The sequence below is a fragment of the Bacillus sp. FJAT-29937 genome (genome assembly GCF_001509555.1).
GTDB lineage: Bacteria > Bacillota > Bacilli > Bacillales > Cytobacillaceae > Cytobacillus.
This window is the reverse complement of sequence record NZ_LMAS01000008.1, coordinates 170,646-197,287: the sequence shown is the minus strand read 5'-3', so window position 1 is coordinate 197,287 and position 26,642 is coordinate 170,646. Positions and strand designations below refer to the sequence as shown.

The window sequence follows — 26,642 nt, the reverse complement described above, 5'->3', positions numbered from 1 at the left end:
TATAAACCTATTGAAAGTATGATAGAATCTAAGGTTTTTAATTTTACATATATATTAAAACTTGAATAGATTCGCAGTAATTTTTATGGAGAGGAGCAGCCGTATGCATCAGCCAATCGATAAAATATTTACATTAACAGATATTGATGAAATTACAGATTTAATTAGTTCCTATTTGAAAAAGCCTGTTGTGATCGAGAATGAGCAATTTTCTTTACTAGCATACAGCTCTTTTTATATCGAACAATTTGATAAGGCCAACCAGGAAACTATCTTTTCCAAGCGTTGGCCCATTTCAATTCTGGAAAAATTCATGGATGAAGGAATTGTGGAAAAGCTGAAAACGGAAACGAAACCATTTCGTGTCAAGGAGATTAAAGATATTGGCTTAAATCAGCGTGTCGTTTTAAGTGTAAAACATAAAAATAAAATTCTCGGGTTTATTTGGATTCAGGAAGTTAATAACTTGCTTACTGATCATGAGCTCCAATTTTTATCTGATGTGTCTTTACATATTGGCAAGCTCCTTTATAAGAAAATGCAGGAAAAGCGAAAGAAAGATGAAGAAAAGGATCTATTTTTCAAGAAAATTCTGCAAGATTCTTACCAATCTGAAAATCAAATAAAGTGGGAGGCAGCCAATAAAAACATCATTATTGCCAATTTCTCTGTTATTCTAGTCTTTACAATCGGCCATAATGATGAAGTAGTTTTTGATGAGCTGACAGAGACCGTTCGGTTATTCGCCAACGCTCTCAAAAACCCCACTCATCTTTTTTGTGATCAGCTAAAGATTATTGTCGTAATGGGCAGCAACTCAGATCATGCTGGACAATTGTCTGAAAGAGCCAACGAATTAACTAATACTGTATTAAGCCAATTTAAAAATCAGCCTATTTATGCGGGGATTGGCCGTCCACATACTTCCATTCAAAAAATCAATCAAAGCTATAAAGATGCTCTTGAAGTAATAAATGCAGCAAAATTTCTTGGATCCGCTCAGCAAATTTTCGAATATAAAAAGCTTGGAGTTTTTCATTACCTTGAAACGATCTCAAGACAAAACGATCAGATGAATTATAGAAACGAAGAATTGGAGATTTTGCAAAGAAAAGACCAAGAAAGCCAAACGGATTTATTAAACACATTAGAAGTGTATTTATATAATAATTGCCGGCTCAAACAAACATCTGACCAGCTTTTCATCCATATTAATACGTTGAAATACAGAATTAAGCAGATTTCTGAGCTAACCGGGCTTGATTTGGATGATTTTAATTTAAAATGCCAACTTTATATAGATTTGCAGCTTATGAAAAGAGGTCAATAAAGCATTATAAAAAAAGATGCCGCTTATTTGCAAATGGCATCTTTTTTATCGTTAATTTTCCGGGAGCTTAATATAACCAATTTGTTCAACAATTTCTTGCCCTTGTGGTCCTTTCATCCAATTTAAGAAAGGATCGACTGTCGGCTTCGAATTATCCTTTAATGTGATCGCATAAAGGGAAGCAGTAAAGGGATATTTGCTAGTCGATATATTTTCTGGGTTTGGTTCTATTCCTTCAATGGCAATCAGCTTAATATCTGGATTAGGATTCATGCCAGTAGCGAAAAAACGAAATGAGAAGCCAATCGCATTCTTATAATTTCGATAGTCAGCGACCTGTTCCATAATTCCGCCCATCCCCCGAGGAACCTCCTCTTTGAGCGGCGTCATTATCGGGGTATCTCCCATAATTTTCTCTAATAAGGTTTGGCTACCTGAGTTTTCCGGCCGCTGAAAGGCAACTATTCTATCATTTCGTCCGTTCAAATCAGACCAATTCGTTATTTTTCCAGAATAGATTCCTTGAATCTCAGAAACACTTAGGCTCTGAACTTTATTATCTGGATTGACGAAGAACACAAATGCCTCCTTGCCAATCGGGGTCATTACAAGCTCTTTGCCTGCTTTCTTCGCCATTAAAGCTTGGGATTTCGATGGCTCTGCACCAAAATAGATGTCGATTTCACCTGAAAGCAATCTTTCATAAGCATAAATCGTGTTTGTAAAGGTGACAATTTCTTCACCATAGTTAATGTTAGCAATATTTTTATAGGTCGCATTAGCAAAAGCTGAGTAAACAGGATAAGCCGCTTCAGCCCCGTCTAAAATGGGCATTTGATTACGGTCCTCAATCACAAATGTTGATTCTTCTTGAAGCTGAGGAAGTTTATGATTAGGATTCGTCACAGAATAGGGTGTTAAATCGGTACTAGAGTAGCCTCCTCCGTAATTAAAGCCATACGATGGCAATACCGTCTTACTGCGCTGCATCTGAATCGCAGCACCTGTTCCAAAAGCAATAATCATGACCGCAAGTATTGTTAGCCACTGCTTTCTTTTATTAATTAGGCGTTCTTTTCTAACAAGTAAAGTAATCTTAAAGGCAAGAATATACGAAAGCTCATATGCCAAAGGCGCCCAAAGCAACAGACTTCCGACTCCCATAAATGATCCTATTAAAAAAATCGGGGCGAATGCAATATGAGAAATGCCAAAATAAAACCATATATCCGCACCGTAAAATCCGTGGCTAATAATCATAAATATTGCCCATAGAACCCCAGTATAAAGGAGTGGCATCAAATAGAGCGATATCGATTCATTTGGCTGATTTAGTTTTTTTGCAGCGATAACCCCAAAGGCTGCGCCCCCTATTATTAGCGGAATAAGGGTAGAAATCATGATACTTTCGATTCCAACACTCAATAGCGGAATCGAAAAAAGTGACAGTCCAAATGGAATAATACCGAAATATAAAATCAGAATCCCTAGCTTTCTAGCCAAAATTGACACTTCCCCCCAGAATGGTATAGTGTAATTTTACACTTTTTATTTTAATTTCACAATATATTTTGTTAATTTTGATAAAAGAAAACAGATGCCATAATTTACATGACATCTGTTTATCGGGAACGGCCCTTACTTATAATAGATCTCTTCTTAACTCCTCAGCTGTCTTTGGAGATAGGTAAACTGGCGCTACTTCAAAAACAGATTTCGCTCCAGCTTGCCCTTCTTTATTTAAACGGTAAGCAGCACGTGCATACGCCACTAACACGCTAGAAGTAAATTCTGGGTTGCTATCAAGATTTAGTGAGAATTCAATGATTTGTTTATTATTTTCCCCTGTCTTTCCGCCACGGATCACGAATCCCCCGTGTGGAAGCTTGGAGTGATTAGCCTGAAGCTCTTCTTCAGTAATGAAATGCACCTCTGTAATATAGTCAGCAAAATAATTTGGCATTGTTTTAATCGTTTCTTCTATTTTCGCTTGATCATAGCCTTCTTCTGCCACGACATAGCAAACCCGCAAATGCTTTTCAGCAGTTGTAAGCTTCGGGTTTTCCCCGCTTCTTACTTTTTCAACTGCTTCTTCAATCGGAACAGTATATTGTACGGCTCCTTTTACACCTTCAACTCTGCGGACAGCATCTGAATGCCCTTGGCTGACACCTTTTCCCCAGAACGTATAATTTTCACCAACGGGTAAGATTGCTTCGGCCATTAAACGATTAATAGAGAACAGACCTGGGTCCCATCCAACAGAAATAATACTTGTTTTTCCGCTTTCTTTAGCAGCTTGATCAACTGAATCGAAATACGCTGGAATTTTTGCATGTGTATCATAGCTGTCAACCGTATTAAACATTTGTGCGAACTGAGGTCCCTGTTCGGGCAGGTCAGTCGCCGAACCGCCACATAAAATCATTACATCGATTTTATCTTTGTAATTTTCAGCTTCGGAGATATGTAATACCTGCACATCTTTAACTTGAATACTTTCAGGTGATCTTCTTGTAAAAATACTAACCAGTTCCATATCTGGGCATTGATTAATGGCAGCTAACACACCACGGCCAAGGTTTCCATACCCAACAATGCCTACTTTAATTTGATTGTTCATAGTGATTCCTCCATAGCTGATAAACTTTTTATTTTTCATCTTACCTTTTTTTTAGCGAACATACAACATAAAGACTTTAGCATAATAAAGTTTTTTTACAATTCAACATCTTCTTAAGAAATTTTTATTTCAAATCTATTGTTGCTGAATGAGTCTACTGAATATACACGTTCAATGAAGTCGATTTTATCATCTTTCATGAATAGCACAGTCGAGCTTCTTGTCCCATATCCTTCACTTTGGATAAATAATGGGGAAAGCATCCTTTCCCATTCGATGGGAACACCCGTGTTAGGGAGGAATTCATCTGGGGCTTGATCTGCGTTTTGCAGAAGTTTAAACAGGTCAGAGGAAAGTTCCTCATTTTTTCCTTTAATAATTGCCGCTAATCCTTCTTTCCCCCGCTTCACCTTTGGCCACTCCGTATTTAATAAATGGTTGCTAACTCCATAAATCCCTGGGGAAAGCTTTTTGATTTCATTTTCGATATTTGAATAGTAATATAAATTTTCACCATCATCTGCTAATAGATTATAGCCTGGATAGTTGTTGGCATCTGCAGCTGCTTTTTTCATATATTCAAAGGGAGTATCTCTGCCTTGTAAAAATCCTGCCACCATCTCCCCTCGTGATCGCTTGCCTTCCACTGTTTCTTTCGGATCCCGATAATTCGTTAATGCTGCAAATCTGCCGGAAGTTGTAACACCCATCCAAGTGCCCATCTTTTCTAAATCCCTGCCAGCAAGTATGTTTGGATGATCCTCCCAATAATATGCAAGTGCCGTCGGACGTCCATAAAATTCATCTCGGTTTGCTGCCACAATCAGCCTATATTCAGGATGTACTCTATAAGCAAATAGAATTAAGCACATGTATTTTACCACCTTTATATATGATTAGGGTTATTTCGATGAACAAAATACTTTCAGAATAGGAAAACTTCAAATAAAATGGAATATACAATATATAATGTCATGTTTGAAAGGAAAAGGCGATGAAAATGAATAAATCCTTGCTTTATGCTGGGATCGCTTTGGTCATTGTGAGTTTACTTGGAAATTATGCATTTTTTGTCTCTAGCCAGCTTCAAAAGCCGATTATGTTAAAGCATTATTATTATGTTCCGTCCAGCCAAGGACACATCATCCATTTACATTATATTGCGAATCGGAATGATACGATGGACATTCAATGGCTCACGATTCCTGGAATAGAGGGTGAATTTTATTCAAAAGGACCTCAATTTGGTCCTAAGTATCGTCATTATCAAGTAAAAACATTTTCTTTTGAGGTAAATGAACGATTTTTAACAAATATTGATGAAAATTCCTTTAGCTTTAATCAAGTCAAAGCTCACCTATCAAATGGCGATAGTCTGACAATGGATATTGGGGAAATTACATTTTATAAGTGGAATGATCGTGTATTACAATTTCAAAGCTCTGGCAGCTCCAGTGATAACACCGGGTTTCACATATTAAAAGCTGATCAAGATGTCAACATTACCGATTTGAAAATTCCATATGCGGAAGAATTGGCATCCGCCCTTACTTTAAAGCTTAACAGCAATCAAGTAGAGGTTCAGCAGCATTTGAATCGGGAAGTCCCGGAGATTATTAATGATAATGGAAAGTCCCTATCCTATGATCTTTTTCCAATTATGATGAAAAAAGATGATCTACTTTCTATTAAATATCAATTTTCTTTTCAGCATAATGACTCACGCCGGTTTAACTACTATGAGATTCGTACAGCATTGCAAGGAAAAGAGACTAAAGGGTCCCCATTTACTGATTATTTCTCCATTTCGTATCAGCCATATCTTGGTGAGAAGGAATTAAGGGAGATTGTTAAGGAGGGAACAAATGAATGACTATTATCCCCTCTTCAATCAACAAAGTCTTTTGGGGACTAATCATCGTTTTAATTGATATTAATATCATAATTATCGATATACTGCCCGATATTATTGGCTATTTAATTGTCGTTTCTAGTTTAAACCAGCTACTGGCCTACTCTTCGAATTTTTCAAAAGCAAAAGGACTTTCAATCTGCTTGGCATTGTTATCTTTAGTGACCATTTTTCAAGGACCACCGATTCCAATGGATGAATTCAGTCTGTCCAACATGACACTATTCGTGTTGGCCATTTCAACGGTACATGGAATTCTTCATTTATTCATGGTTTACTATACGATCCTTGGATTAATAGAATTGGCAGAGAAGGAAGGATTCATGCTATTTGCGAAAAGTGCCAATAAAGGAATTTATATATATGTCATCGGAAGTCTTATTTCATTGGCAGCTGTTCCGTTTTTTATGAATGTTGATGAATCTGCGGGCTTTTATGTTATCGGATTGAGTGCTATAACAACCATAATAATGGAAATCATCATACTCGTTTTATTAAGGCAATTTAGAATAAGGTTTTTATCAGTATAATCAAAAGTCTGTTTAGTTTGTCAATAAACTAGGCAGACTTTTTTAATTGGAAAATTGCGCATCAAACTAATTATTGATTGCAGCCATTTGCCATTTATGTTCCAGCACCCTATAATTTAATTAGCTAATATAGCTATTTTAGCTAATGCAGGAGGTGTCTTTATGATTATTAATTCAACGGAGCTACAAAATAATTTTGGAAAATATTTAATGCTTGCAGCAAAAGAGGACATTATCATCACTCGAAATGGTACCCCCATCGCCAGGCTTACTGCAACAGATTCCAAGAATGAGACAACCGTTATGACCGTACAGGAGAAATTAACCGAATATAGTTATGATGGCAAAAAGGCAAGCTTTGATGAATTTTTGAATCTGACGAAAGTAAGTGAGGAACGATACGAATATATTGACGGTGAAATCTTTTTACTTGCTTCACCAAGAACGGTTCACCAGGTTACGTTGACTGAACTATTTGGGATTTTTTATAATTGTTTTAAAGGGAAGAAGTGTACACCTTTTGTAGCTCCATATGATATTGAACTCAAACGAAGTCCTGATAATAAAAGCATCGTTCAGCCTGATATGATGGTTATTTGTGATCTTGAAGAGAAGCTTGATGACAATGATTATTATAAAGGAGTTCCCGATCTTGTTGTCGAGATCTTATCAGAAAGCACAAGAAGAAAAGACATGATAAAAAAGCTCGATCTCTATATGTCATGCGGGGTAAAAGAGTACTGGATTGTTAATCCGCTAAACAGGGAGATTTCCATTTACCTATTTGAAGACAAAAATATTAGCAATAACATCACATTTAAACAAAATGAAGCCGCTCAATCATATATTTTTTCTGGATTAACTGTTGAGTTGAACAGTATTTTTCCTAAATAATAAGGCACCTGTCCAAAAGGACGGGTACCTTATTGTGAAAGGCAAGCTATCAACATTTGTTACCATTCACAAGAAATATTGGATTAAACGGGCACCACTAGAGGACTTTGGTGACCATTGGGTGGAAATATTGAATGGAGCGGGTGTCATCTGCATGAAACCTTTCCTCATCATGAATAAGACTGTTGCTTCTTAAGCATAATTTTTACCTGTCCTGAGCCTTCCATATAAAGGACAGGTATTTTTTTACATTACCCCTATACAAAATTCCGAATATTCACTATAATTATGCAAACATGAATGATTCTCCTGATGATTTTTCAACAACTGAATAGAAACACCATGAAGGATCTATTTTGTACTGAATACTGGGGGAATTAATATCTATGGATAATATTCAAATGAAAAATAAAAATATATTGCTGATGATCGGTATAATTTTCGTTGCATTTACTCTCAGACCAGCGATTACTTCGATTGGTCCTTTAACAGGGCATATCCGAGATGAAACAGGAATTTCCAATGGAATAGCAGGGTTGCTAACTACCTTGCCGCTCATTTCCTTCGGACTGATATCACCTTTTGTGCCAAGAATCGCAAGAAAGCTTGGAAATGAAATGAGTGTCATGATTGGGCTATGTATTTTGGGTTCCGGAATTATCATTCGCTCCTTCAGCACACTTCCCCTTCTGTTTTCCGGAACAATTATGATTGGTTTAGGAATTGCCGGTTGCAATGTACTGTTACCTGGGATTGTCAAACAATCCTTTCCAAGAAAAGTTGGGCTATTAACTGGCATTTACACTCTTTCAATGGGAGTTTTTGCTGGTTTAGCACCTGGTCTTAGCGTCCCGCTAGCCGATTCATTTGGCTTAGGCTGGAGAATGGCCCTTGGAATGTGGGCACTAATCATTTTAATCGCTATCGGCTTTTGGCTGCCCCAACTTAAAGTGAAAAACACAACCTTCGATAGCCCCAAACAAAAACAATCCGGCTCGCGCATTTGGTTTTCATCTATAGCATGGCAGGTAACCCTCTTTATGGGATTGCAATCAATGGTTTATTTCAGTATTACTGCCTGGCTTCCTGAAATTTTGCATACTCAAGGATTTAATATTGCTATTGCAGGCTGGATGCTTACGATTTTCCAATTTTCCGGGTTGCCTGCAAACATCATTATTCCTATTCTTGCTGATCGGCTTCCAAACCAAAAAAGTATTGCATTTGGCATTGGCCTCCTATGTTTAACTGGTTTATTCGGATTACTATTTTTCACGAATAAAGCCCTTCTCATCTGTTGTATTATGATGCTTGGTATATCCCTTGGGGCAGCTATTAGCCACGGTCTAACTCTTATTGGGCTGCGGGCGGCAAACGCCAAGCAAGCCTCTGACCTTTCAGGGATGGCGCAATCCGTTGGGTATTTATTAGCTGCACTTGGACCATTTTTGATTGGTTTCATTTTTGATCTCTTTCATACTTGGACGATTCCGTTAATCCTGCTTATTATCATTACGATTATTTACATGATAGCTGGCATAGGCGCCGGACGAAATTTATATGTTTTACAGGAGAAGACTCAAGAACATAAAGAATCCCCTTCCACGATTGCTTAAAATGTATTTATACTAAATGAAGGAATTTTCCATTATATCTAGTATTAATTAATATCCATAATAGAAAAGAGGTAGCTACTTGAATAGAAGAGTATTAGTTCTAGGGGGAACCCAGTTTTTTGGCAAGAAATTAGTTACGAAGCTTTTGCAGAATGGCGGTAAGGTTACAATTGCCACAAGAGGAATAACACCGGACCCCTTTGGAGATCAGGTGGAAAGATTAAAATTGGATAGGAGAAACAAAGAGTCGATTGACGCAGCACTTGCGGGCCGCAGGTGGGATATTGTCTATGACCAAACATGTCAATCCCCTCTGGAAGCACAATATATATTGGACGCTTTAACAGGGAAAGTACAGAGATATATTTTCACATCGACACAAGCTGTATATGATTTTGGCGTTAATCATATCGAAGAGAATTTTAATCCGTACGAGTTTCTTTTTGAGCTACGTCCGAGAGAAGAATATAGTGGATATTCCGGCTATCAAGAAGCAAAGCGTTCAGCTGAGGCTCTATTATTCTCTCAGAATGAGATCGAGGTCGCAGCTGTCCGTTTTCCAATCGTTATCGGCAAGGACGACTTTACAAATAGGCTAAAGTTCCATATAGATAAAATCATTAACAATGAAGAAATTGGCCTTTCCAATCCTGAAGCCAGATATAGCTTTATCTTATCTGATGATGCTGCCCAATTTTTATATGATATAGGGACATACTCTTTCACTGGCCCTATCAATCCTGGCTGTAAAAAGGATATTTCACTAAAGGAACTGCTAGGGAAAATCGAGTCGCAATTAAATCTAAAGGCAAAAATTACGGATAAACTAACGAAGGAAAATGCCTCTCCTTATTCTTTTGAAGGCTCTTGGTCTATAAATACAAGTAAGGCAGAAGAGCTTGGATTCACCTTTGCTGATCTAGATGCTGTGTTAGATGATTTAATCAATTATTATTCTATAAGTCAAACACAAAATACTTAATAATAAGAGCAGGAGCTTTTCAAATGTGAATAGCTCCTGCTCTTACTTCCCTATTTTACTGGAATCCAGATTTCTGAATAATAATCAGAACTAGATGCATCATCATCAGGGTATACTTCTAATTGTGGTACACCTTCTGCATGCTCATAGCCGCTTGTAGGGAACCACTCCGAGTAGATTTTCTTCCATGTCTTCTGCATCGCCTCAGGCATCGGTCCATGTACTTCAAATACAACCCATTTGGCAGCTGGAATATCCAATGTTAAAAAACCTTCAGCTGCATTTCCATCGTATTCAGCTGCCACCCAATAATCAATTGCCCCAGATGGCCCATCCCCTATTTTATCAGCACACACACCTAGCACTCCTTTGATTTGCCCATTGTTCAGACGTGCTACTTTTTCACATGTTCCATCATTAAGAACCTCATCCCACAGTTTAGGAATGCCTAACAAATTTTCCCCATTGACAATAGAAAACTCCCTCTTAATGCCAACCACCTGAAAACCATCTCTTTCTAATACATTATACTTCATCGGTTCTGCTCCTTTCAGAATTACCTGTATGATCAAGCGTTCATAGAATTTCAGCTTTCCCATATATTTTCGCGCTTCAGTTGGTGAAACACCATGCTGTCGGCGAAATGCCTTTGTGAAAGCTTCAGGAGTGTCGTAGCCATATTTATAGGCTAGATCAATAATTTTGCAGTTTGTTCTGGAAAGGTCCTGAGCTGCTAAAGTTAGTCGCCTTCGTCTTAGATATTCACCAACAGATATATCTGTTAAGATCGTGAAAGTTCGCTGAAAGTGAAATGCTGAGGCATTTGCTTGTTTAGCTATCTCATCAATTGTAATATCCTCATGTAAATGATCCTCCATATAGTCTATCGCCTTTTGGATAGATTCAATCCAAGCCATCGTCTCACTCCCTTGAATTCATATTAACATTAGCAGGAAATGGAATCCTGTCAATTTATGCTTTGTTCGGACAGAACATTAATTCTTTCAATTAGAAAGATCATCTTTGTAAGGTCAAAAAAGAACAGCTGCCAAGGCTGTTCTTTTTAAAAACCAATCTTATTGAAGTTTACGAATAATTGTCTCTGCTATATTTGACCCATTTTCAATGCAATCTGGAATACCCACACCGTAATAAGAACAGCCTGCAAGCATGATTCCTGGATAGGATGCTGACAGTTTTTTCTCTAAATTTTCTATTGTATGCGGATGGCTGATTAAATAATTCGGCATACTGTCTGTCCATTTTGTAATCTCGCATGTGACAGGCTTAGCTGTGATTCCAAGGCTCTTGTGAATATCTGAAAGTGCTGTTTCGAGCAATTGATCTTTATCCATTTCTGATAATGAAGGAAATTCAGGAATACTGCTTTTATAAAAAAGTCTGACGAGCAGACTTTTCGTTTTCGACGTGTGCTCCCACTTCCGGCTCGTCCATGTGCAGGCATTGCATAATACATCGTTACTATCTGAAGTAATAAAGCCTGTCCCATCTTCAGGAAGAATACTATCTGGTACATCAAAACCAACATATACACTAATGAGGGAGCTATTTCTAAATTGGGAGAAGCTGCTTTCCAGCTCTGAATCATTAAATAACTTCTGAGCTTCATTACTCGGTATACTTAGGACAACATAATCTGCTTCAATAACCTCTTGATTATGCAGTAGGGCTTGATATCGCTCCCCGCTTTTCTCTATTTTATTTATCTTTGTGTTTTTTAATATTTCAGCATCCTCAAGTTTTTCTTCATAAGCATCAATAAGCTTCCCTAAGCCGCTTTTAAAGGAAAAAAACTTCTTTCCTCCCCCGCTTTGAAATTTTTCCTTATTCGCTTCAAACCCTTTAATAATGCTGCCGTATTCGTTTTTATAGTCCAAAACATATGGAAGTGTTGAGGCGATTGTAAGGTCGGTTAATTTCCCTGAATATACACCTGATAGTACTGGGCCAATTTGCTTTTGAACTAATTCCTTCCCTAGGAAATATTCCAGGAAATCACCAATGGAATCATTTTTCGTAAATGTATCGTTTTTTGTATATAAATCCTTCAGTGCTTCTACTTTTCCCTCAGCAGACACAAGCGTAGTCTTTGCTAAGGACTCTACACTTGTCGGAATTCCAAATACGGCATCTGCCGGAATCTGCTTAAGCTCATTCTCGGTATAAAGAAATGACCGTCCGGATGCATTATAGACCACTTCATTTTCTAAACCAAGTTCTTTAATAAATGACATCGTATTAACTTTCCGCGAGACTATTGAGTCAGCTCCCGCCTCCATAATAAAGCTATGATCTTTAACCGTGCGGATTTTCCCGCCGAGTTCTGAAGACGCCTCTGCAAGAATTAGCCTAACATCAGATTGATTGGCTTTTTTCCATTTATGTAACTCATATATGGCAGATAATCCAGTGATTCCCCCGCCAATGACTAATACTGTTTTCAATTTTGACACCCCTGTTTTTGATCCTGATTATAAAAAGTGTACCATACTTCATGTTCATACCCTACGATACATCTTCCAACAATTTTGTGACTACACGGAGTTTTTCATATACTGTTTGTCCGGAAAACGGCATACAGTTGTATAAAGGAGGGGTTGGCCATTAAAAAATCCATATCAACGGACCAATTAATTCGATATTCTGTTGCCTACGTATTCATCATTGCTGGAATAATAAAATTTATTAATCCTGAGATGGGGACTTATTTTGTAAACTTAGGACTGCCTTATCCAATTTCAGTCATGTATATCGTAGCCATCGTGGAATTAGCCTGCGGCGTTTTGATTTTATTAAATAGAAGTGTAGCAAATGCAACATTGCCTTTAATAGGAATTATGATTGTCGCCATTATTTTAACAAAGATTCCAACTTTGCACGCTGGTTTTTTCCAATTTGCCGCCAATGCTAGATTAGATATTGTGATGCTCATTTTGCTGTTTATTTTATATAGTCATCACCCAACGAAAAAATACTAAATCAAAAAGCCTGCGCAATGGAATTTCCCTGCACAGGCTTTTGTTTTTAAGGCAAAATTTATAGTTCCTATTGCCCAACCGGCAATATCAAGTCTACCTTTGTTCCTTTTTTCAATTCACTTTCAACCTTTATTTGGCCATGGTGGTCATCTACTATTTTTTTGGTCACCATAAGCCCTAAACCGGTTCCATCTAACTTAGTCGTGTAAAATGGAGCAAATAGCCTGTCCATTTGGGATGGTTCAATTCCACATCCTTGATCGATAAAGCTGATTGATAATGTATTGCCTGCATGATAATGGGAATTCACCTTTAGCAAGCCTCCATCGCTCATAGAATCAACACCATTTTTGAGAAGATTAATAAATGCCTGCTTCAGCTGATTTTCATCACAAACAACTGGAGGGATATTTTCATCAAGCTCTGATTTAAGTGATATCCCCTTTTGACTAGCCAGCTGCTCGGTTATAGAAATGACATAGGTAAGAATATCATTGATGTTTTTTCTTTGAAACTGAACGGCTCTTGGTTTACCAAGGACCAATAAATCATTTACGATCGAATTAATTCGGTCAATTTCCTGCTCCATAATGGAAAAATACTGTTGGTCATCTTCGTACTTTTCTTTTTGCAGCTGAGTAAAACCTTTTAGGGATGCTAGCGGATTCCTTATTTCATGTCCTATTGAGGCTGCCATCTGTCCAATAAATGCTAGCTTTTCCTTATGCCTCATTTCCTCGTGCATGGAAGTCAATGCATGAATATAAGACGAAAAGCGTTCCACGAAAATATAGGCGATAACGGATAAAATACTAATAATGGCCATCGGGATAACAACATCAGCTGACCCTATAATAATGCCTACAATTAAATATCTGAACAACGAAACGATGGTCACCGTCCAATAAAATCGTTTATTGATAAATATTGGAGAAAACAACAGCAAAGTTAATTCCGCAACATTTCCGCTTCGATATTCGCCTGCCTCCCCCAAAAACATGATTATGTCACCTAAAGCCGTCATTCCCAAATAAACAAGAATATACAAGTACTTTATTACATGAAGCTTATTTCTTCTCACTAATAAATAGGATATCGGAATAAGGCTTATGAAAATTACATAATTCCAGTAGCTAAATGGACCGATTAGGCCAGGTTCAGTATGCAAAATAAACTTGGGATATAGAAAATAATAAAAAATATCATACAATGCTAAGGTGATATAAAAGGATAGTAAATAGGCGATAAGTGCCCGCTTTTCTTCATGCTGCGGCAACGAATCTATTTTCTCTTTGTTCATTAGAGTTCCTCACATTAAATTATAATACTTATTATAACCCTTTTTCGCTAAAAATCGACAAGATTCACTTCTGTCTGCCATAACAGACAAAAAAAGCATGAATCTTTTGGGCTATTAACCGCTCGCATCCATGCTTTTTATATTATTATATACTTTTCTTGAAAATTTCTCGGGCTCTAGCTGCTACCTCTTCTGGGACTTTGTATGTAAGCGGTTCATGGTGGAGGGCCTGATAGAAGTTTATGTCGCTTGTGTCCATCATGCCAACGGTAAAACGCGGTATGAGACGGACATGAATGGCTTGCTTTAAATCTTCATTTAACGAAATATTTAATGCCAAGTTAAAGCTAGCAAATCCTTGTTCTGTCAAAGCTTGGAAGATCACCTTCAATCCAACTGCAAAATCTGTCCAATCTTGATCTTTGAGGTCATTTATTGAATATTTTTCGGGAAATATAGCGACAAAATCATTTTGACCTTTCGGAGCGTAGGCATGCATCCAAGCTACATTTCCCTTTTCTCCGATCCATCTTTCACCCACTGCCTTTTCCGTTTCATAAAGATTGGTAAATAAGTCTTTCATGCCTTCGTAGGCTTTTGTTTTTTCCTCGAGCAGAGCTTGATAGTTTGTCGGTGAATCTGATGCACAAACCTGAATATGAGGGTGAAGAACACTCCCACCAGAGTAGGGTAAATAATTCCAATTAATAGATACATAGCGTGCTTCAGGATCAGACTCAATTATTCTAGTTAAATAACCCTGTGCAGCCAAAAATGCATTCGTAATTGTTTCAGATGTAAATTCCTCCAAGCGAACATAATGCTGACCAGAGAAAATAACAACTCCGTTATGCTTGCTATAAGGAAACAGATTAGGAAAGCCTACCGCTTCTCCTTTAATAATTCGCCCATTTTCAATAATTTCTTTCGGAAAAACCGGAGTCATTTTCAATAAGTTTTCCTGGCAAAAGGGACATTTAGCACCTCCATTTTGTTTTGCCATTTCTGTGTAGTCTGGCGGTGTAAACACTAATCCAGAATCATAAATTAAACGGGATGATTCCCCAGTGATCGGATCATAACGGATCTCAGTCTTCCGCTTAATCGGATTTCCCTTGCTATCAAAAAACTTAAAGCATTCCTCTTTTTTCTGAAATGCGATCGCCATAATTCCTCCCCCTTTTTTGCTAAATTAGTATAAATCGATTATATTAAATGCAAGAACCTTCTGAAAAGTGCACCTTCGATTATGATTGAATAATAATAAGATTATTGTAAAAATAGATTGTTTTTACTAAATACTTTTCCCACGATTATACCATATTTTTCATAATTGAAATAAGCTGATGACTTTTTATTCATAGTTGCCGCATATCGGATCTAAATGTAAATGTTACAATAGAAATGAATCTTTACATAAGGGGCTTAAAAATGGCTGAATTAAAACTCGAGCATATTTCCAAAGTCTATAATAATAAAATTAAGGCTGTTAAAGATTTTAGCCTTACTATTTATGATAAGGAGTTTATCGTTTTCGTAGGGCCTTCAGGGTGTGGAAAATCTACAACTTTGCGTATGATTGCTGGACTTGAGGAGATTTCCCAGGGGAATTTTTATATTGATGGAAAAAGGGTGAATGACGTCCCTCCAAAGGATCGGGATATGGCAATGGTTTTTCAGCATTACGCATTATACTCCCATTTGAGCGTTTATGAAAATATGGCATTTGGACTAAAGCGCCGGAAATATTCAAAAGCGGAAATTAACCGCCGGGTAATTGAGGCAGCCCATATTCTTGGTATTGAGGCATATTTAGATCAAAAGCCAAACGTTCTATCTGGAGGACAATGTCAGCGTGTTGCTTTAGGAAGGGCGATTGTTCGTGATCCCAAGGTATTTCTCATGGACGAGCCGTTATCTAATCTCGATGCAAAACTGCGCGTTCAAATGCGTTCAGAGATTATCAAACTGCACGAGCGATTACAAACGACAACCATTTATGTGACTCATGACCAGACAGAAGCCATGGCGATGGCAACTAGAATTGTTGTCATGAAAGATGGAGTCATTCAACAAGTCGGAACCCCTAAAGAGGTATATGATCTTCCTGAAAATGTTTTTGCAGGAGGATTTATTGGGTCTCCCGCGATGAATTTTATCACTGGTGTTCTTGAAAAGAATGGATTTAGAGCAGGCAGCACAATCCTTCCTGTACCTGAAGGAAAAATGAAACTTCTTCTTGAAAGAGGCTATTTAGGCAAAAATATCATCCTTGGAGTTCGTCCTGAACATATTCATCGTCATTCTACTTTCATTGAAAATGGATCCGTTATTGTGACTCAAGTTGATGGTTCCGAGCTAACTGGTGCTGAATTAATGATTAATGCGAGCTTAGAGGGTCAAGGCTTTGTCGCACGTCTTGATGCAGATGCTATTATTAAACGCGGAGATAGAATTAGGCTTGCTTTTAATATGAATAAGGTCCATTTTTTTGATTTTGATACGGAACTAAGAATTCAATAATTAGAATACACGAAAGCGATCGAAAAGATCCTTCCTTTTTTGTTTCAAAATTTTGGATTAACGACAAAATGGAAATATTAAACCTTTAAGGATAAACATAGAAAAGGGAGCCACAGGATTTTTATCCCTGGCTCCATCGTGAAATGGAAATACAATTGTTAGTATTAGAATCTTAATGACAAGCAGCTGAGGCCACCATCTATTTTACGGAATTCAGAAGTGTCCACTTCAATCGTTTGATAGCCAGCATCTTCAATTTTTTTCTTCGTTTCTGGATAGCCTGAAGGAATGATAACGTAATCATTTACACGAATACAGTTTGCCGCGTATTCTTCTTCTGCTGGTACGATTATTTTGTTATAAGAATTAAATGCTTCATGATTGATAAATTCTCCTGCTACTAATACTGTGCCATTCCCTATATAGGTCACCCCAGTTTTTAGGTGGAAAAACTTCTCTAGCTCTACGATAGTCGCTTTATAGTTTTCAAATTCAAGAATTTTCTTTAATTGTTCTGCTCCTTCTAAGTTAGTCCTAGTCGACACTCCAATATAAAAATGATCCTCAATTTGTAAAATGTCGCCTCCTTCAAGGGTGCCAGGCGCTTCAATATGATAAAATTTTTCATAAAAACGCTTCAATACTGGTTCCATTTCAACAATTTCCTTATTGCGGCTTTCTGCTCCGGGATTGGTCACGACCGCAAAATCCTTTGTTAAAACAGCAGTGTCCTCGACAAAAGTTGAATCAGGAAACTCACTATTTTCCGGAAGAACTGTGATCTCAACCCCACATGCTTTAAGGGCTTCAATATAAGCATCATGCTGCACAAGTGCCTTTTCAAATATTGGTTTACCTAGATCAGAAGTAGTCAACCCATTCACTAACGTTTCCGCTGGTCTTTTAGCAATAATATTTTTGAACATAATAATACCTCCGAAATATTTTTCTGTATATTGAAATATAATTCTGCTATAAGAAAATACTAAACTGCTATTTTACACTGTCATACGATAATTCGTTGCCATCATCTCTATAAATATAGGTTTTCTAAGCAAATTTTACTTAACCTGCTTTTCAGCGATTAAACTATTGATTACTGGTTCCATCGTATTTTTTAAAATTGAAACGGAAGCATTTAGTTTTTCTTTTTCATCTTCATTTAAATTCAATTCAACAATGTTTTTTAAACCTTGCCTGTTAATAACCGCTGGTACACCGACATATACATCGTTAAATCCATATTCGCCATCTAAGTAAGCAGATACAGGCAGTATTACATTCTCGTTTTTGAATATTGCTTTTGTAAGTCTTGCTAAGCACATACCAATTCCATAGTAGGTTGCACCTTTACGATCCCCAACATGAATTGCTGCATCACGTACATCCACAGCAATCTGTTTAAGATCTTCAATTGAATATTTACTGTCAGCATTTACAATGTCGATGATTGATCTTCCGCCAATTGTTGCAGTGCTTAAAGCAGGCAGCTGAGAGTCACCATGCTCGCCAATAATATATCCATTTATATTTCTAGAATCGATGTTAAAATACTCACCCAACATAAAGAGATATCTCGCTGTATCTAGCATAGTTCCAGAGCCGATCACTCTTTCTTTCGGGAGACCTGAAAATTTCCATGTGGCATATGTAATGATATCAACTGGATTTGACGCAATTAGAAAGATTCCATTGAACCCGGAATTCATCACTTGTTCTACAATTGTTTTGACAATCTTAGTGTTTTTTTCGACTACAGTAAATCTAGTAACCTCTTCACTTTGGCTGACTCCAGCTGTTATGCAAACAATATCCGCATCTTTACAATCGCTGTAATCACCTGCCCAAACCTTTGTTGGCGAAGAAGAATACAATTTCCCATGGTTTAAGTCCATCGCTTCTCCTTCTGCCTTCTCGCGATTCATATCAATTAGTACAACTTCCTCTGCAATTGCTTGATTCACTAATGCATAAGCATAGCTTGAACCAACAAAACCAGTACCAATGATTGCAACTCTATTAACATATCTTTTCATGACAATTCTCCCTTATTAAAATTGGCCAAAGAGATTCTTGAATTTGTGTCTTGGAGAATAAAAAGCTTTTTTTCAAGAATTGCCTAGTTCGGTGATTCCCCACCTCAACTAGGCAAATATTCGAATCCTATAAATTTTTGCTTACTTTACGGGCTTTACGTGCTGTAATAAGTTCCCCTGTACCAAACAATGCAATCGTTATGACGATTAGAATAGAAGAGACAGCTGCCATCGTTGGATCTACTTGGATACGCAGATTTTCCCACATAGCGATTGGCAATGTTTTTGTATTTGGTCCGCCTAAGAAGATTGTGACAACAACTTCATCGAAGGAAATAATAAAGGCAAATAACGCACCTGATAGCACACCTGGTCGAATTAATGGAAGGGTAACTTTAAAGAATGCTCCAAATGGGGTTGAGCCTAGCCCCATCGCAGCCAATTCAAGGTTACGGTCCATCCCTTTCAAACTAGCTGTTACTGTAACAAAAACAATTGGAATTGCTAAAATGGTATGGGCTAATACTAAGCCGACAAAGTTATTCGTCAGTTTAAGAGGAGCAAAGGAATGATAGAGTGCAACCCCTGTAATGATGACTGGAATGATCATTGGAGCAACCATCAATGACATAAACAGCTTCTTACCCCAAAAGTTTATTCTCGAAACAGCAAGAGAAGCCATAATTCCTAAGATAGTAGATAATATCGCAGTGAAAAATGCGATGACTAGACTTCTTATTAACCCTATTACCCATTCTTCGTTATTGAAAAAGTTAAGATACCATTTCAAAGAGTAACCCGGAATTGGAAATTCAAAGTAACTAGCCGAAGAAAAAGACATCGGAATCACGACTAAAATAGGGGAAATTAGAGCAATGACAATAATGCCTACCAATATTTTAAGCCACATTTTATTCCAACTCCTTCAATACAGGATTCTTTCCTGTTACCAGAAGAGCAATCAATAGTAAAAGGATCGTTGCAACAAATAATACTAGTGCTAGAACTGAGGCTAAGTGCCAATTCAATGTTGTGTTGATATTACTTTCGATTAACATCGAAATCATGATTGTATTTGGTCCGCCCAATAAAGCAGGTGTAATAAAATATCCAATTCCCATGACAAAGACTAATAGAGAACCAGATAGCAGCCCTGGAATCGATAAGGGGAAAAAGACTTGAAAAAATGCCTTCCAAGGACGTGCTCCCATCCCTTGTGCTGCCTGAAGCAATCTTTGATCAATTCCTGCCATAACAGAATAGAGACTTAAAACCATGTATGGAAGAAGAATATGGGTCATTGCGATGACGACACCGGTCGTATTATAAATAAGCTCTAGCGGCTGGTCGATGATCCCTAGTTTCATTAAAATGATATTAATGACTCCATTTTTCCGAAGTAAAATGGTCCAAGCAAATGTACGAACTAGTAAACTTATCCAAAATGGAATTAACACAGCAGAAAAGATAATTTTTTTCCATAGTGCTGACTTTGTTATCACTAATGAATAGGCAAGCGGATAGGCAATTACTAATGCAAATACCGTAACAAGCAGGGAAATTTTTAACGTCAGCCATAATACTTTCAAATAAACAGGGGTAGAAAAAAAGGATTTGATATACTCTAATGTAAATCCATCCGCATTAAAAAAACTAAGTTTAAAGAAGTCGATCATCGAAAAGAACATTAAAATTAAGATATATGCCAATGGGATAATCAAAAGAAGCCATTGTAATCCTGATATTCTTGCTAAACGGCGGGAGAAGGATACCTGTTTTTCAGGTACCCATGTCTCAGTTTTAACTTCGATCATATTTCAACCTCCATTTATTCTAGAAGCCATGTTCTAAAGCGTTCATTAACCTTTTCGTAGTTGTCAACCCACCAATTAGTATTAATATATATCTGTTTTTGCAGTTTATCTGAGGAGTCATCTAAACCTAATCGGACTTTTGATTCGTCAGTTAACAACTCTATTGCATTCGCATTAGCAGGTGCGTTGTCGTATTTATTGGAAAGAGCTGCTTGTTGTTCAGGTTCTAAAGAAAAGGCAATAAATTTCATTGCTAAGTCTTTATTTGGTGCTCCTTTAGGTACTGCCCAAGAGTTTGATAGAAGTAGTCCTTGATTGAAATCTACATCAACTGGTGCCCCATCAGTTTTGGCTGCTATCACACGGCCAGCCCAAGAACTCGTTAATGGAACTTGATTTGTGGCTAAAATTTCTGGTGGTTGTGCACCCGCTGTCCACCAAACCTTCACTTGATCTTTGATTTCATCAAGCTTTTTAAATGCACGGTCCACATCTAATGGATATAAATTTTCCGGTTCTACTCCATCAGCTAATAACGCTGCTTCTAAAGTCCACATTGGATCATTATATAGTCCACGATCACCTGGAAACTTTGTTGTATCAAAAAATTCTGCCCATGTTGTTGGATGCTTTCCTACAGGAAATGTATCCGTGTTAAAGGAAATCGCTGTTGAAAATGTATTCTCAGGCACTGCATAATCGTGGACAAGCTCTTTAGGAAGTCCATCTGTTTTAATCACATCAAAGTCTAATTTCTCTAATAGACCTTCTCTACCGCCTCTAATGGCAAAATCATCACCTACACTAACAACGTCCCATTCAACATTTCCACTTTCCACCATCGATTTTAATTTTCCTACATCAGGCGGTGTTACTACCTTAACTTTGACATCATACTTTTCTTCAAATGGCTTGAATACAACTTCCTGGTGAATTTCCGTATAAGGGCCTCCCCAATCAACAACGATTAGTTCTTTACTTTCTTTCCCATTTGTTGCCCCGTTTCCACAGCCAGCCACAATAACAGCCACTAACATAGTAAATAGGAAAACGACTATTTTCTTTGGCATGAATCATATCCCCTTTTTCATCCTTTATTTTTTTGATTATGCTGGTGTATCATCATGAATTAGACAAGCATCTTTATAATTCCATCCTAAAATAATTTCTTTATCTTTTAATGGTAATTCTGAGACATATGCAGGGATTTTTGCAGTAATTTCCTCTCCTGTTTCCGTTCTTGTCTTAATATTAAAGGCCTCACCTACATAGATAGATTCAATCACTTTGGCCTTAATCGTGTTATGAAATTCGGACTCTTCTTTAGCTATCTGAATATTTTCTGGACGGAGAGCAATCAGCATCGAATGATTCTTCTTTACTATAGAATCTATCTCGACATCTACTACAAAACTATCATTTACTTTTACTTTTGCTCTTTCTTCGTCCACGCTCACAACATTGCCCTTAATTAGGTTAATTTCACCGATAAATTCAGCTACAAAGCGATTCTTTGGCCGCTTGTACAAGTTTTCAGGAGTATCTACCTGTTCGATTCTTCCGTTGTTCATGACACAAATTTTATCTGACATGGTTAATGCTTCTTCCTGATCATGTGTCACACTAACTGTCGTGATTCCGACTTGTTCTTGAATATGCTTTATTTCCAATTGCATTTTCTTACGTAATTGTTTATCAAGTGCTCCCAGCGGCTCATCCAATAGAAGAAGTGGCGGGTTAAAGACAATGGCTCTTGCCAAAGCTACCCTTTGTTGTTGACCTCCACTTAATTGCTCAGGATATCTTGATCCAAATTGTTCTAGATGAACAAGCTTCAGAACAGCTTCTACCCTTTCGTTGATTTCCGCCTTTGGTACCTTACGAAGGCGAAGGGGATAAGCTATATTGTCAAAAATCGTCATATGAGGGAATAGGGCATAATTTTGAAATAACATCCCGATATCTCTCTCGTACGGTTTTCTCTTCGAAATATCTTGATCATTTAATATAATTGCCCCTTGATTTAATTGTTCAAATCCAGCAATTAGTTTAAGTAATGAGGTCTTCCCGGATCCACTGGGACCTAGTATCGTAAGAAACTCCCCTTGATTTACTTCTAAATTCACATCGTCAACTGCTTTAAACCTCTTATAATACTTTGAAGCATTGACAATGGATAAACTATTGCCTAATACCATGCAATAACCTCCTCCGGGCGTGATGCGTTCTAAAAAACTACATATCTACTACTAATTAAGTAATCTATTGATTGCGAAACTACCTATACTCTCACTACCAGGGCAGTTAGACATGTTGGTCCGCCTGTCCCTTTGCTATTCCACAGTTTCTATCACCTTTACCCAACCTTTCCGCGTAATGGAATTTTATTCTTGCTATCGGGAATTAGTTCTAATATAATGAAAAATAAGATTATTGTCAATTGCTAATTTTCTGATATCCCCATTCTTTTGAAGTTATAATCATGTCTCCCCATCATGCTACTTCCTAATAGAAAGGTAGAGATTTAAATGCAATCAATTGATCGCGCCATGCATATAGTAAAAGTTCTAATTCAACATTATCCGAACCAATTTACTATCACTGAACTGGCCAAAGAATGTAAACTTCCCACCAGTTCCATGCATCGTAACCTAAATGCGATGATCAAACATGAAATGATACAACAAGATCCGAAAAGTAAGCTTTATGGACTTGGTAATATGTGGCTTGAATACGGTTTAATTGTTTACGACACGCTTGATTATGTCAGCGTGTTACGACCTGAATTAGAAAATTTAATGAGGACTGTTGAAGCAACCGTATATTTGAGCAAGCCAATAGGAACGGAATCTATCATTATTGAAAGAATTGACTGTATACAGCAAACCATTCGAGTGCATGACAATTTAGGTCTTAGAACACCGTTACACGAGGGTGCAGCTAATCTAACGATGCTAGCACATATGCCATCTGACTTTGTAGAAAAAGTAGTGAACGAATCCGTTCCAGAAGGTGAAAGAACAGCATTTTTTCAACGATTAAATAGAATAAAAATAGACGGATATGAATTGGTTCAAGACGTGCAAAATGACGGTATATCTTTTATCGCTTCTCCAATATTAAATCATTACGGCGGGGTGATCGGCGCTGTCAGTATAAAAATGAATATCTCGAATTTGGAAGATGAATCATTAAAGGGAATTATTGATGAAGTGATAAATACAGGAAACAAAATTTCGTGGAAAATGGGGCATTAAAGCTTAAATTCTTATAAAACAACACAAATTAAGGGTGGTGGTTATCTCTTATAAAATACTTTTCCTTTTAGCTATTGATCTAAAAGAATTCACCTTAGGCCTCATAATCCAAAAGGAGCCAAATTACGGAAGGGATGAGTAAAAATGATTAATCTTCTAAATAAAAATGTAGTAGATATCGAAATGTCAGGTATTCGTAAAATTGCAAATAAAGTCGATCGTTCACCTGACATCATAAATTTGACATTTGGCCAACCAAATTTCCCTACCCCCGAATATGTAAAAGAGGCTGGAGTAAAAGCCATTATTGAAAATCAAAATGCCTACACAGAAACAGCTGGACTATATGAATTACGTGTAGCAGCATGTGATTATGTTCGTGAAAATTATAATTTATCGTACCATCCCGAAGATGAAGTCATCGTCACAACGGGGGCAAGCGAGGCTCTTGACCTTGCTTTTCGCACAATTCTTGAAGAAGGATCTGAAGTCATCTTACCTGTTCCTATTTATCCTGGGTATGAACCTTTAATCAAGTTATGTAATGCAATCCCTGTCTATGTTGATACAACAAATAGCGATTTTAAAATAACTGCCTCGTTAATAGAAGAGCATATTACCGAAAAAACTCGTTGTGTCCTTCTCCCTTATCCAAGCAATCCGCTTGGAACGATTTTGTCTGAAAAAGAAGTGCGTGAAATTGGCAAAGTGCTAGAAGATAAAAAAATATTTATTGTAGCTGATGAAGTATATAGTGAGCTGCTTTATGATGAAAAGCATTTTTCAATCGGATCTATTCCAAATTTAAAGGATAAAACGATTATCATTAACGGTCTCTCAAAATCTCATTCTATGACAGGCTGGCGCATAGGTTTTGCTTTTGCTCCGTCTTACTTAATTGATCAATTTTATAAAATACATTCTTTTAATTCAATTTGTCCAAGTTCCATTAGCCAATATGCTGCAGTTGAGGCATTAAAGCAAGGTGTATATACAGAAGAAGTATTAGCAATGAAACATGAGTATAAAAATCGAAGAGATCTCGCCTTTAGAAGACTAAAAGAAATGGGCCTAGATGTCATTGAACCAAAAGGAGCATTTTATATTTTTCCATCGATTAAAAGCACTGGGCTATCATCAATGGATTTTGCGATGAATCTCCTTGATCAGGAAAAAGTTGCGGTTATACCTGGAAGCTCTTTCTCTGATTTTGGTGAAGGTTATATTCGAATTTCATATGCCCAATCAATGGAAGATTTAGTCAAAGGCCTTGATGGAATTGAACGTTTTTTACACTCTATTAAAGCGGTTAAATAATAGTTGGAATATATGAATTTAGGATTGAAGTATCATAATGTGAGGAGATAAACATGACGCTTGCTGAGAAATTAAAACAAATTGTTCCTAATGATCGCATCAGTACAAATGAAACCGTTCGTTTAAATCATAGTAAAGATGAATCTTTTCATGAAGCAAGCTTTCCTGATGTTGTCGTTTTTCCAAGAAATACAGAAGAGATTGTGACCATTATGCAATTTGCAAATGAGCATAAAATTCCTGTTACCCCTTTCGGAGTGGGATCAGGGCTTGAAGGGGCTGCGATTCCTTTAAAAGGAGGAATCTCTCTAGATCTTCAAGAAATGAATAAAATACTAGAGGTAAATCCAGATGATTTTCTAGTTCGTGTTCAACCTGGAGTTACAAGACTGCAATTAAATAAGGAACTCGGAAAGTATGGGTTATTTTTTTCAGTTGATCCAGGAGCTGATGCTACACTAGGAGGAATGGCTTCTACTAATGCAAGCGGAACTACTACTGTTCGATATGGTGCGATGAAGGATAATGTAAGAGATTTGGAAGTCGTTCTATCTAATGGTCGAGTGATTCGAACTGGCGGAAAAGCGAAAAAATCATCATCTGGATATAACTTAACAGAACTATTTGTTGGCTCAGAAGGAACATTGGGTATTTTTTCTGAATTAACGCTTCAGGTTCATGGGATTTCAGAAGTCATTACCGCAGCACGTGCCACATTCCTATCTGTAAACGAGGCCATTCAAGCTGCTACCGCCATGTTATCCGTTGGTGTTCCGATAGCTAGAGTTGAGTTGGTTGAAGGGGAAACAATCCAATATATGAATAAAGTATATGGTACAAATTATTCAGAGGGTGCTTCTCTCTTTCTAGAATTCCACGGTTCTAAAGGTAGTGTCGAATCGGACGTTCAACTAACGAAAGAAATATTTAATGAATTTGGCTGTTTTGAATTTGAATTTGAAACTGATTCATTAGGCAGAGCAAAATTATGGGAAGTAAGACATAATTCTTTATATGCGCTCATTCACGAGAACCCTGGGAAACAGGTCATGAATACGGATGTTTGTGTTCCACTGTCCGTACTAGCAGATGCGGTTGAATATACCCGGAAATGTATAGATGAATCAGGATTACAAGGTGACATCATCGGTCACATCGGTGATGGAAACTTTCACGCAGGTGTATTAATTGACACCGATAATCCTCTAGATATGGAACGAGCAAATCAATTTAATGAAAAGATCGTCCATTATGCTTTGGCTTGTGGAGGAACTTGTACAGGAGAACATGGGGTTGGATTAGGAAAAAAGAAATACCAGTCCCTTCAACACGGGGAAGCATTGGATGTTATGAAGGATATAAAACAGGTTTTGGATCCAAATGGTATATTGAATCCAGGGAAGATTTTCGAATAGAAGAGGCTGGGACATAACTAGCTTCAAATAATGAGAAAGGTGAATTTGAGCGTACTCAAATTCACCTTTCTCTATTTTGGCGTGTATATTCTTC

Annotated in this window: 25 protein-coding genes; 12 read left to right on the top strand and 13 right to left on the bottom strand. The window is 37.3% G+C overall.

Features of this window, described 5'->3' with window-relative positions; translation table 11 throughout:
* Positions 1–103 precede the first annotated feature (103 nt).
* Complete coding sequence (locus AR328_RS17500; protein WP_066298852.1) at positions 104–1,330, top strand: PucR family transcriptional regulator; 1,227 nt, start codon at positions 104–106, stop codon at positions 1,328–1,330.
* A 51-nt stretch (positions 1,331–1,381) separates the two neighbouring features.
* Here AR328_RS17500 and AR328_RS17495 read toward each other — a convergent pair whose 3' ends face one another.
* The 3 genes from AR328_RS17495 to AR328_RS17485 form a co-directional block, all read right to left on the bottom strand.
* On the bottom strand, positions 1,382–2,833 hold the full coding sequence (locus AR328_RS17495; RefSeq protein WP_066298846.1) for a PstS family phosphate ABC transporter substrate-binding protein: 1,452 nt from the start codon (positions 2,831–2,833) through the stop codon (positions 1,382–1,384).
* A 139-nt stretch (positions 2,834–2,972) separates the two neighbouring features.
* On the bottom strand, positions 2,973–3,953 hold the full coding sequence (locus tag AR328_RS17490) for a diaminopimelate dehydrogenase (protein WP_066298844.1): 981 nt from the start codon (positions 3,951–3,953) through the stop codon (positions 2,973–2,975).
* Positions 3,954–4,066: 113 nt separating this feature from the next.
* Entirely contained in the window at positions 4,067–4,825 is a 759-nt protein-coding gene (locus AR328_RS17485) for an NRDE family protein (RefSeq protein WP_066298837.1), read from the bottom strand.
* 122 nt (positions 4,826–4,947) lie between these two features.
* Here AR328_RS17485 and AR328_RS17480 point away from each other — a divergent pair, with 122 nt between their 5' ends.
* The 6 genes from AR328_RS17480 to AR328_RS17460 all read left to right on the top strand — a co-directional run bounded on the left by AR328_RS17480 (position 4,948) and on the right by AR328_RS17460 (position 9,887).
* Positions 4,948–5,826 (top strand): hypothetical protein, encoded by an 879-nt coding sequence (locus AR328_RS17480; RefSeq protein WP_066298835.1) that lies wholly within the window; start codon positions 4,948–4,950, stop codon positions 5,824–5,826.
* Entirely contained in the window at positions 5,823–6,395 is a 573-nt protein-coding gene (locus AR328_RS17475) for a hypothetical protein (protein ID WP_066298833.1), read from the top strand. Before AR328_RS17480 ends, AR328_RS17475 begins: the two co-directional genes overlap by 4 nt.
* Before the next feature lie 162 nt (positions 6,396–6,557).
* The gene (locus AR328_RS17470; protein ID WP_066298828.1) at positions 6,558–7,289 is read left to right on the top strand and encodes a type II toxin-antitoxin system prevent-host-death family antitoxin; all 732 of its coding nucleotides are present in this window, start codon (positions 6,558–6,560) and stop codon (positions 7,287–7,289) included.
* Between the two features lie 34 nt (positions 7,290–7,323).
* On the top strand, positions 7,324–7,485 hold the full coding sequence (locus AR328_RS22675) for a hypothetical protein (protein ID WP_156422735.1): 162 nt from the start codon (positions 7,324–7,326) through the stop codon (positions 7,483–7,485).
* A 190-nt stretch (positions 7,486–7,675) separates the two neighbouring features.
* Complete coding sequence (locus AR328_RS17465; RefSeq protein ID WP_066298822.1) at positions 7,676–8,905, top strand: CynX/NimT family MFS transporter; 1,230 nt, start codon at positions 7,676–7,678, stop codon at positions 8,903–8,905.
* A gap of 79 nt (positions 8,906–8,984) precedes the next feature.
* Positions 8,985–9,887, top strand: coding sequence for an NAD-dependent epimerase/dehydratase family protein (locus AR328_RS17460; RefSeq protein ID WP_066298821.1), 903 nt, complete (start codon positions 8,985–8,987; stop codon positions 9,885–9,887).
* A gap of 50 nt (positions 9,888–9,937) precedes the next feature.
* Here the strand turns inward: AR328_RS17460 and AR328_RS17455 are convergent, their stop codons facing one another.
* Together AR328_RS17455 and hemG are read right to left on the bottom strand one after the other, a co-directional pair.
* Positions 9,938–10,804 (bottom strand): AraC family transcriptional regulator, encoded by an 867-nt coding sequence (locus AR328_RS17455; RefSeq protein WP_066298820.1) that lies wholly within the window; start codon positions 10,802–10,804, stop codon positions 9,938–9,940.
* A 159-nt stretch (positions 10,805–10,963) separates the two neighbouring features.
* Entirely contained in the window at positions 10,964–12,352 is a 1,389-nt protein-coding gene (gene hemG, locus AR328_RS17450) for a protoporphyrinogen oxidase (RefSeq protein ID WP_066298812.1), read from the bottom strand.
* Between the two features lie 153 nt (positions 12,353–12,505).
* Between hemG and AR328_RS17445 the strand changes: the two genes are divergently transcribed.
* Positions 12,506–12,886, top strand: coding sequence for a DoxX family protein (locus AR328_RS17445; protein WP_231734982.1), 381 nt, complete (start codon positions 12,506–12,508; stop codon positions 12,884–12,886).
* 67 nt (positions 12,887–12,953) lie between these two features.
* Here AR328_RS17445 and AR328_RS17440 read toward each other — a convergent pair whose 3' ends face one another.
* Together AR328_RS17440 and AR328_RS17435 are read right to left on the bottom strand one after the other, a co-directional pair.
* The gene (locus AR328_RS17440) at positions 12,954–14,186 is read right to left on the bottom strand and encodes an ATP-binding protein (protein ID WP_066298807.1); all 1,233 of its coding nucleotides are present in this window, start codon (positions 14,184–14,186) and stop codon (positions 12,954–12,956) included.
* Positions 14,187–14,331: 145 nt separating this feature from the next.
* Positions 14,332–15,354, bottom strand: coding sequence for a hypothetical protein (locus AR328_RS17435; RefSeq protein WP_066298806.1), 1,023 nt, complete (start codon positions 15,352–15,354; stop codon positions 14,332–14,334).
* Positions 15,355–15,617: 263 nt separating this feature from the next.
* Between AR328_RS17435 and AR328_RS17430 the strand changes: the two genes are divergently transcribed.
* Positions 15,618–16,709: an ABC transporter ATP-binding protein gene (locus tag AR328_RS17430; RefSeq protein ID WP_066298804.1), complete on the top strand. Its 1,092-nt coding sequence runs from the start codon at positions 15,618–15,620 to the stop codon at positions 16,707–16,709.
* A gap of 164 nt (positions 16,710–16,873) precedes the next feature.
* On the opposite strand, the gene AR328_RS17425 is transcribed toward AR328_RS17430, so the two are convergent.
* From AR328_RS17425 to AR328_RS17400, 6 genes are all read right to left on the bottom strand, one after another.
* Positions 16,874–17,635, bottom strand: a complete 762-nt coding sequence (locus tag AR328_RS17425) for a dimethylarginine dimethylaminohydrolase family protein (protein WP_066298802.1) — start codon at positions 17,633–17,635, stop codon at positions 16,874–16,876.
* Positions 17,636–17,770: 135 nt separating this feature from the next.
* On the bottom strand, positions 17,771–18,745 hold the full coding sequence (locus AR328_RS17420) for an L-lactate dehydrogenase (protein ID WP_066298795.1): 975 nt from the start codon (positions 18,743–18,745) through the stop codon (positions 17,771–17,773).
* A 127-nt stretch (positions 18,746–18,872) separates the two neighbouring features.
* Positions 18,873–19,655 carry an ABC transporter permease gene (locus AR328_RS17415; protein WP_066298791.1) on the bottom strand — a complete coding sequence of 261 codons (783 nt, stop codon included), beginning with the start codon at positions 19,653–19,655 and terminating at the stop codon, positions 18,873–18,875.
* 1 nt (position 19,656) lies between these two features.
* Entirely contained in the window at positions 19,657–20,559 is a 903-nt protein-coding gene (locus AR328_RS17410) for an ABC transporter permease (RefSeq protein WP_066298785.1), read from the bottom strand.
* A 14-nt stretch (positions 20,560–20,573) separates the two neighbouring features.
* A complete protein-coding gene (locus AR328_RS17405) occupies positions 20,574–21,629 on the bottom strand; it encodes an ABC transporter substrate-binding protein (protein WP_066298776.1) in 1,056 nt (351 codons plus the stop codon).
* 36 nt (positions 21,630–21,665) lie between these two features.
* Positions 21,666–22,757 carry an ABC transporter ATP-binding protein gene (locus AR328_RS17400; RefSeq protein WP_066298774.1) on the bottom strand — a complete coding sequence of 364 codons (1,092 nt, stop codon included), beginning with the start codon at positions 22,755–22,757 and terminating at the stop codon, positions 21,666–21,668.
* A 330-nt stretch (positions 22,758–23,087) separates the two neighbouring features.
* On the opposite strand from AR328_RS17400, the gene AR328_RS17395 reads away from it, so the two are divergent.
* The 3 genes from AR328_RS17395 (at position 23,088) to AR328_RS17385 (ending at position 26,548) form a co-directional block, all read left to right on the top strand.
* The gene (locus AR328_RS17395; protein WP_066298772.1) at positions 23,088–23,816 is read left to right on the top strand and encodes an IclR family transcriptional regulator; all 729 of its coding nucleotides are present in this window, start codon (positions 23,088–23,090) and stop codon (positions 23,814–23,816) included.
* A 144-nt stretch (positions 23,817–23,960) separates the two neighbouring features.
* On the top strand, positions 23,961–25,133 hold the full coding sequence (locus AR328_RS17390) for an aminotransferase A (RefSeq protein ID WP_066298770.1): 1,173 nt from the start codon (positions 23,961–23,963) through the stop codon (positions 25,131–25,133).
* A 53-nt stretch (positions 25,134–25,186) separates the two neighbouring features.
* Positions 25,187–26,548, top strand: a complete 1,362-nt coding sequence (locus AR328_RS17385) for an FAD-binding oxidoreductase (protein ID WP_066298768.1) — start codon at positions 25,187–25,189, stop codon at positions 26,546–26,548.
* Positions 26,549–26,642 lie beyond the last annotated feature (94 nt).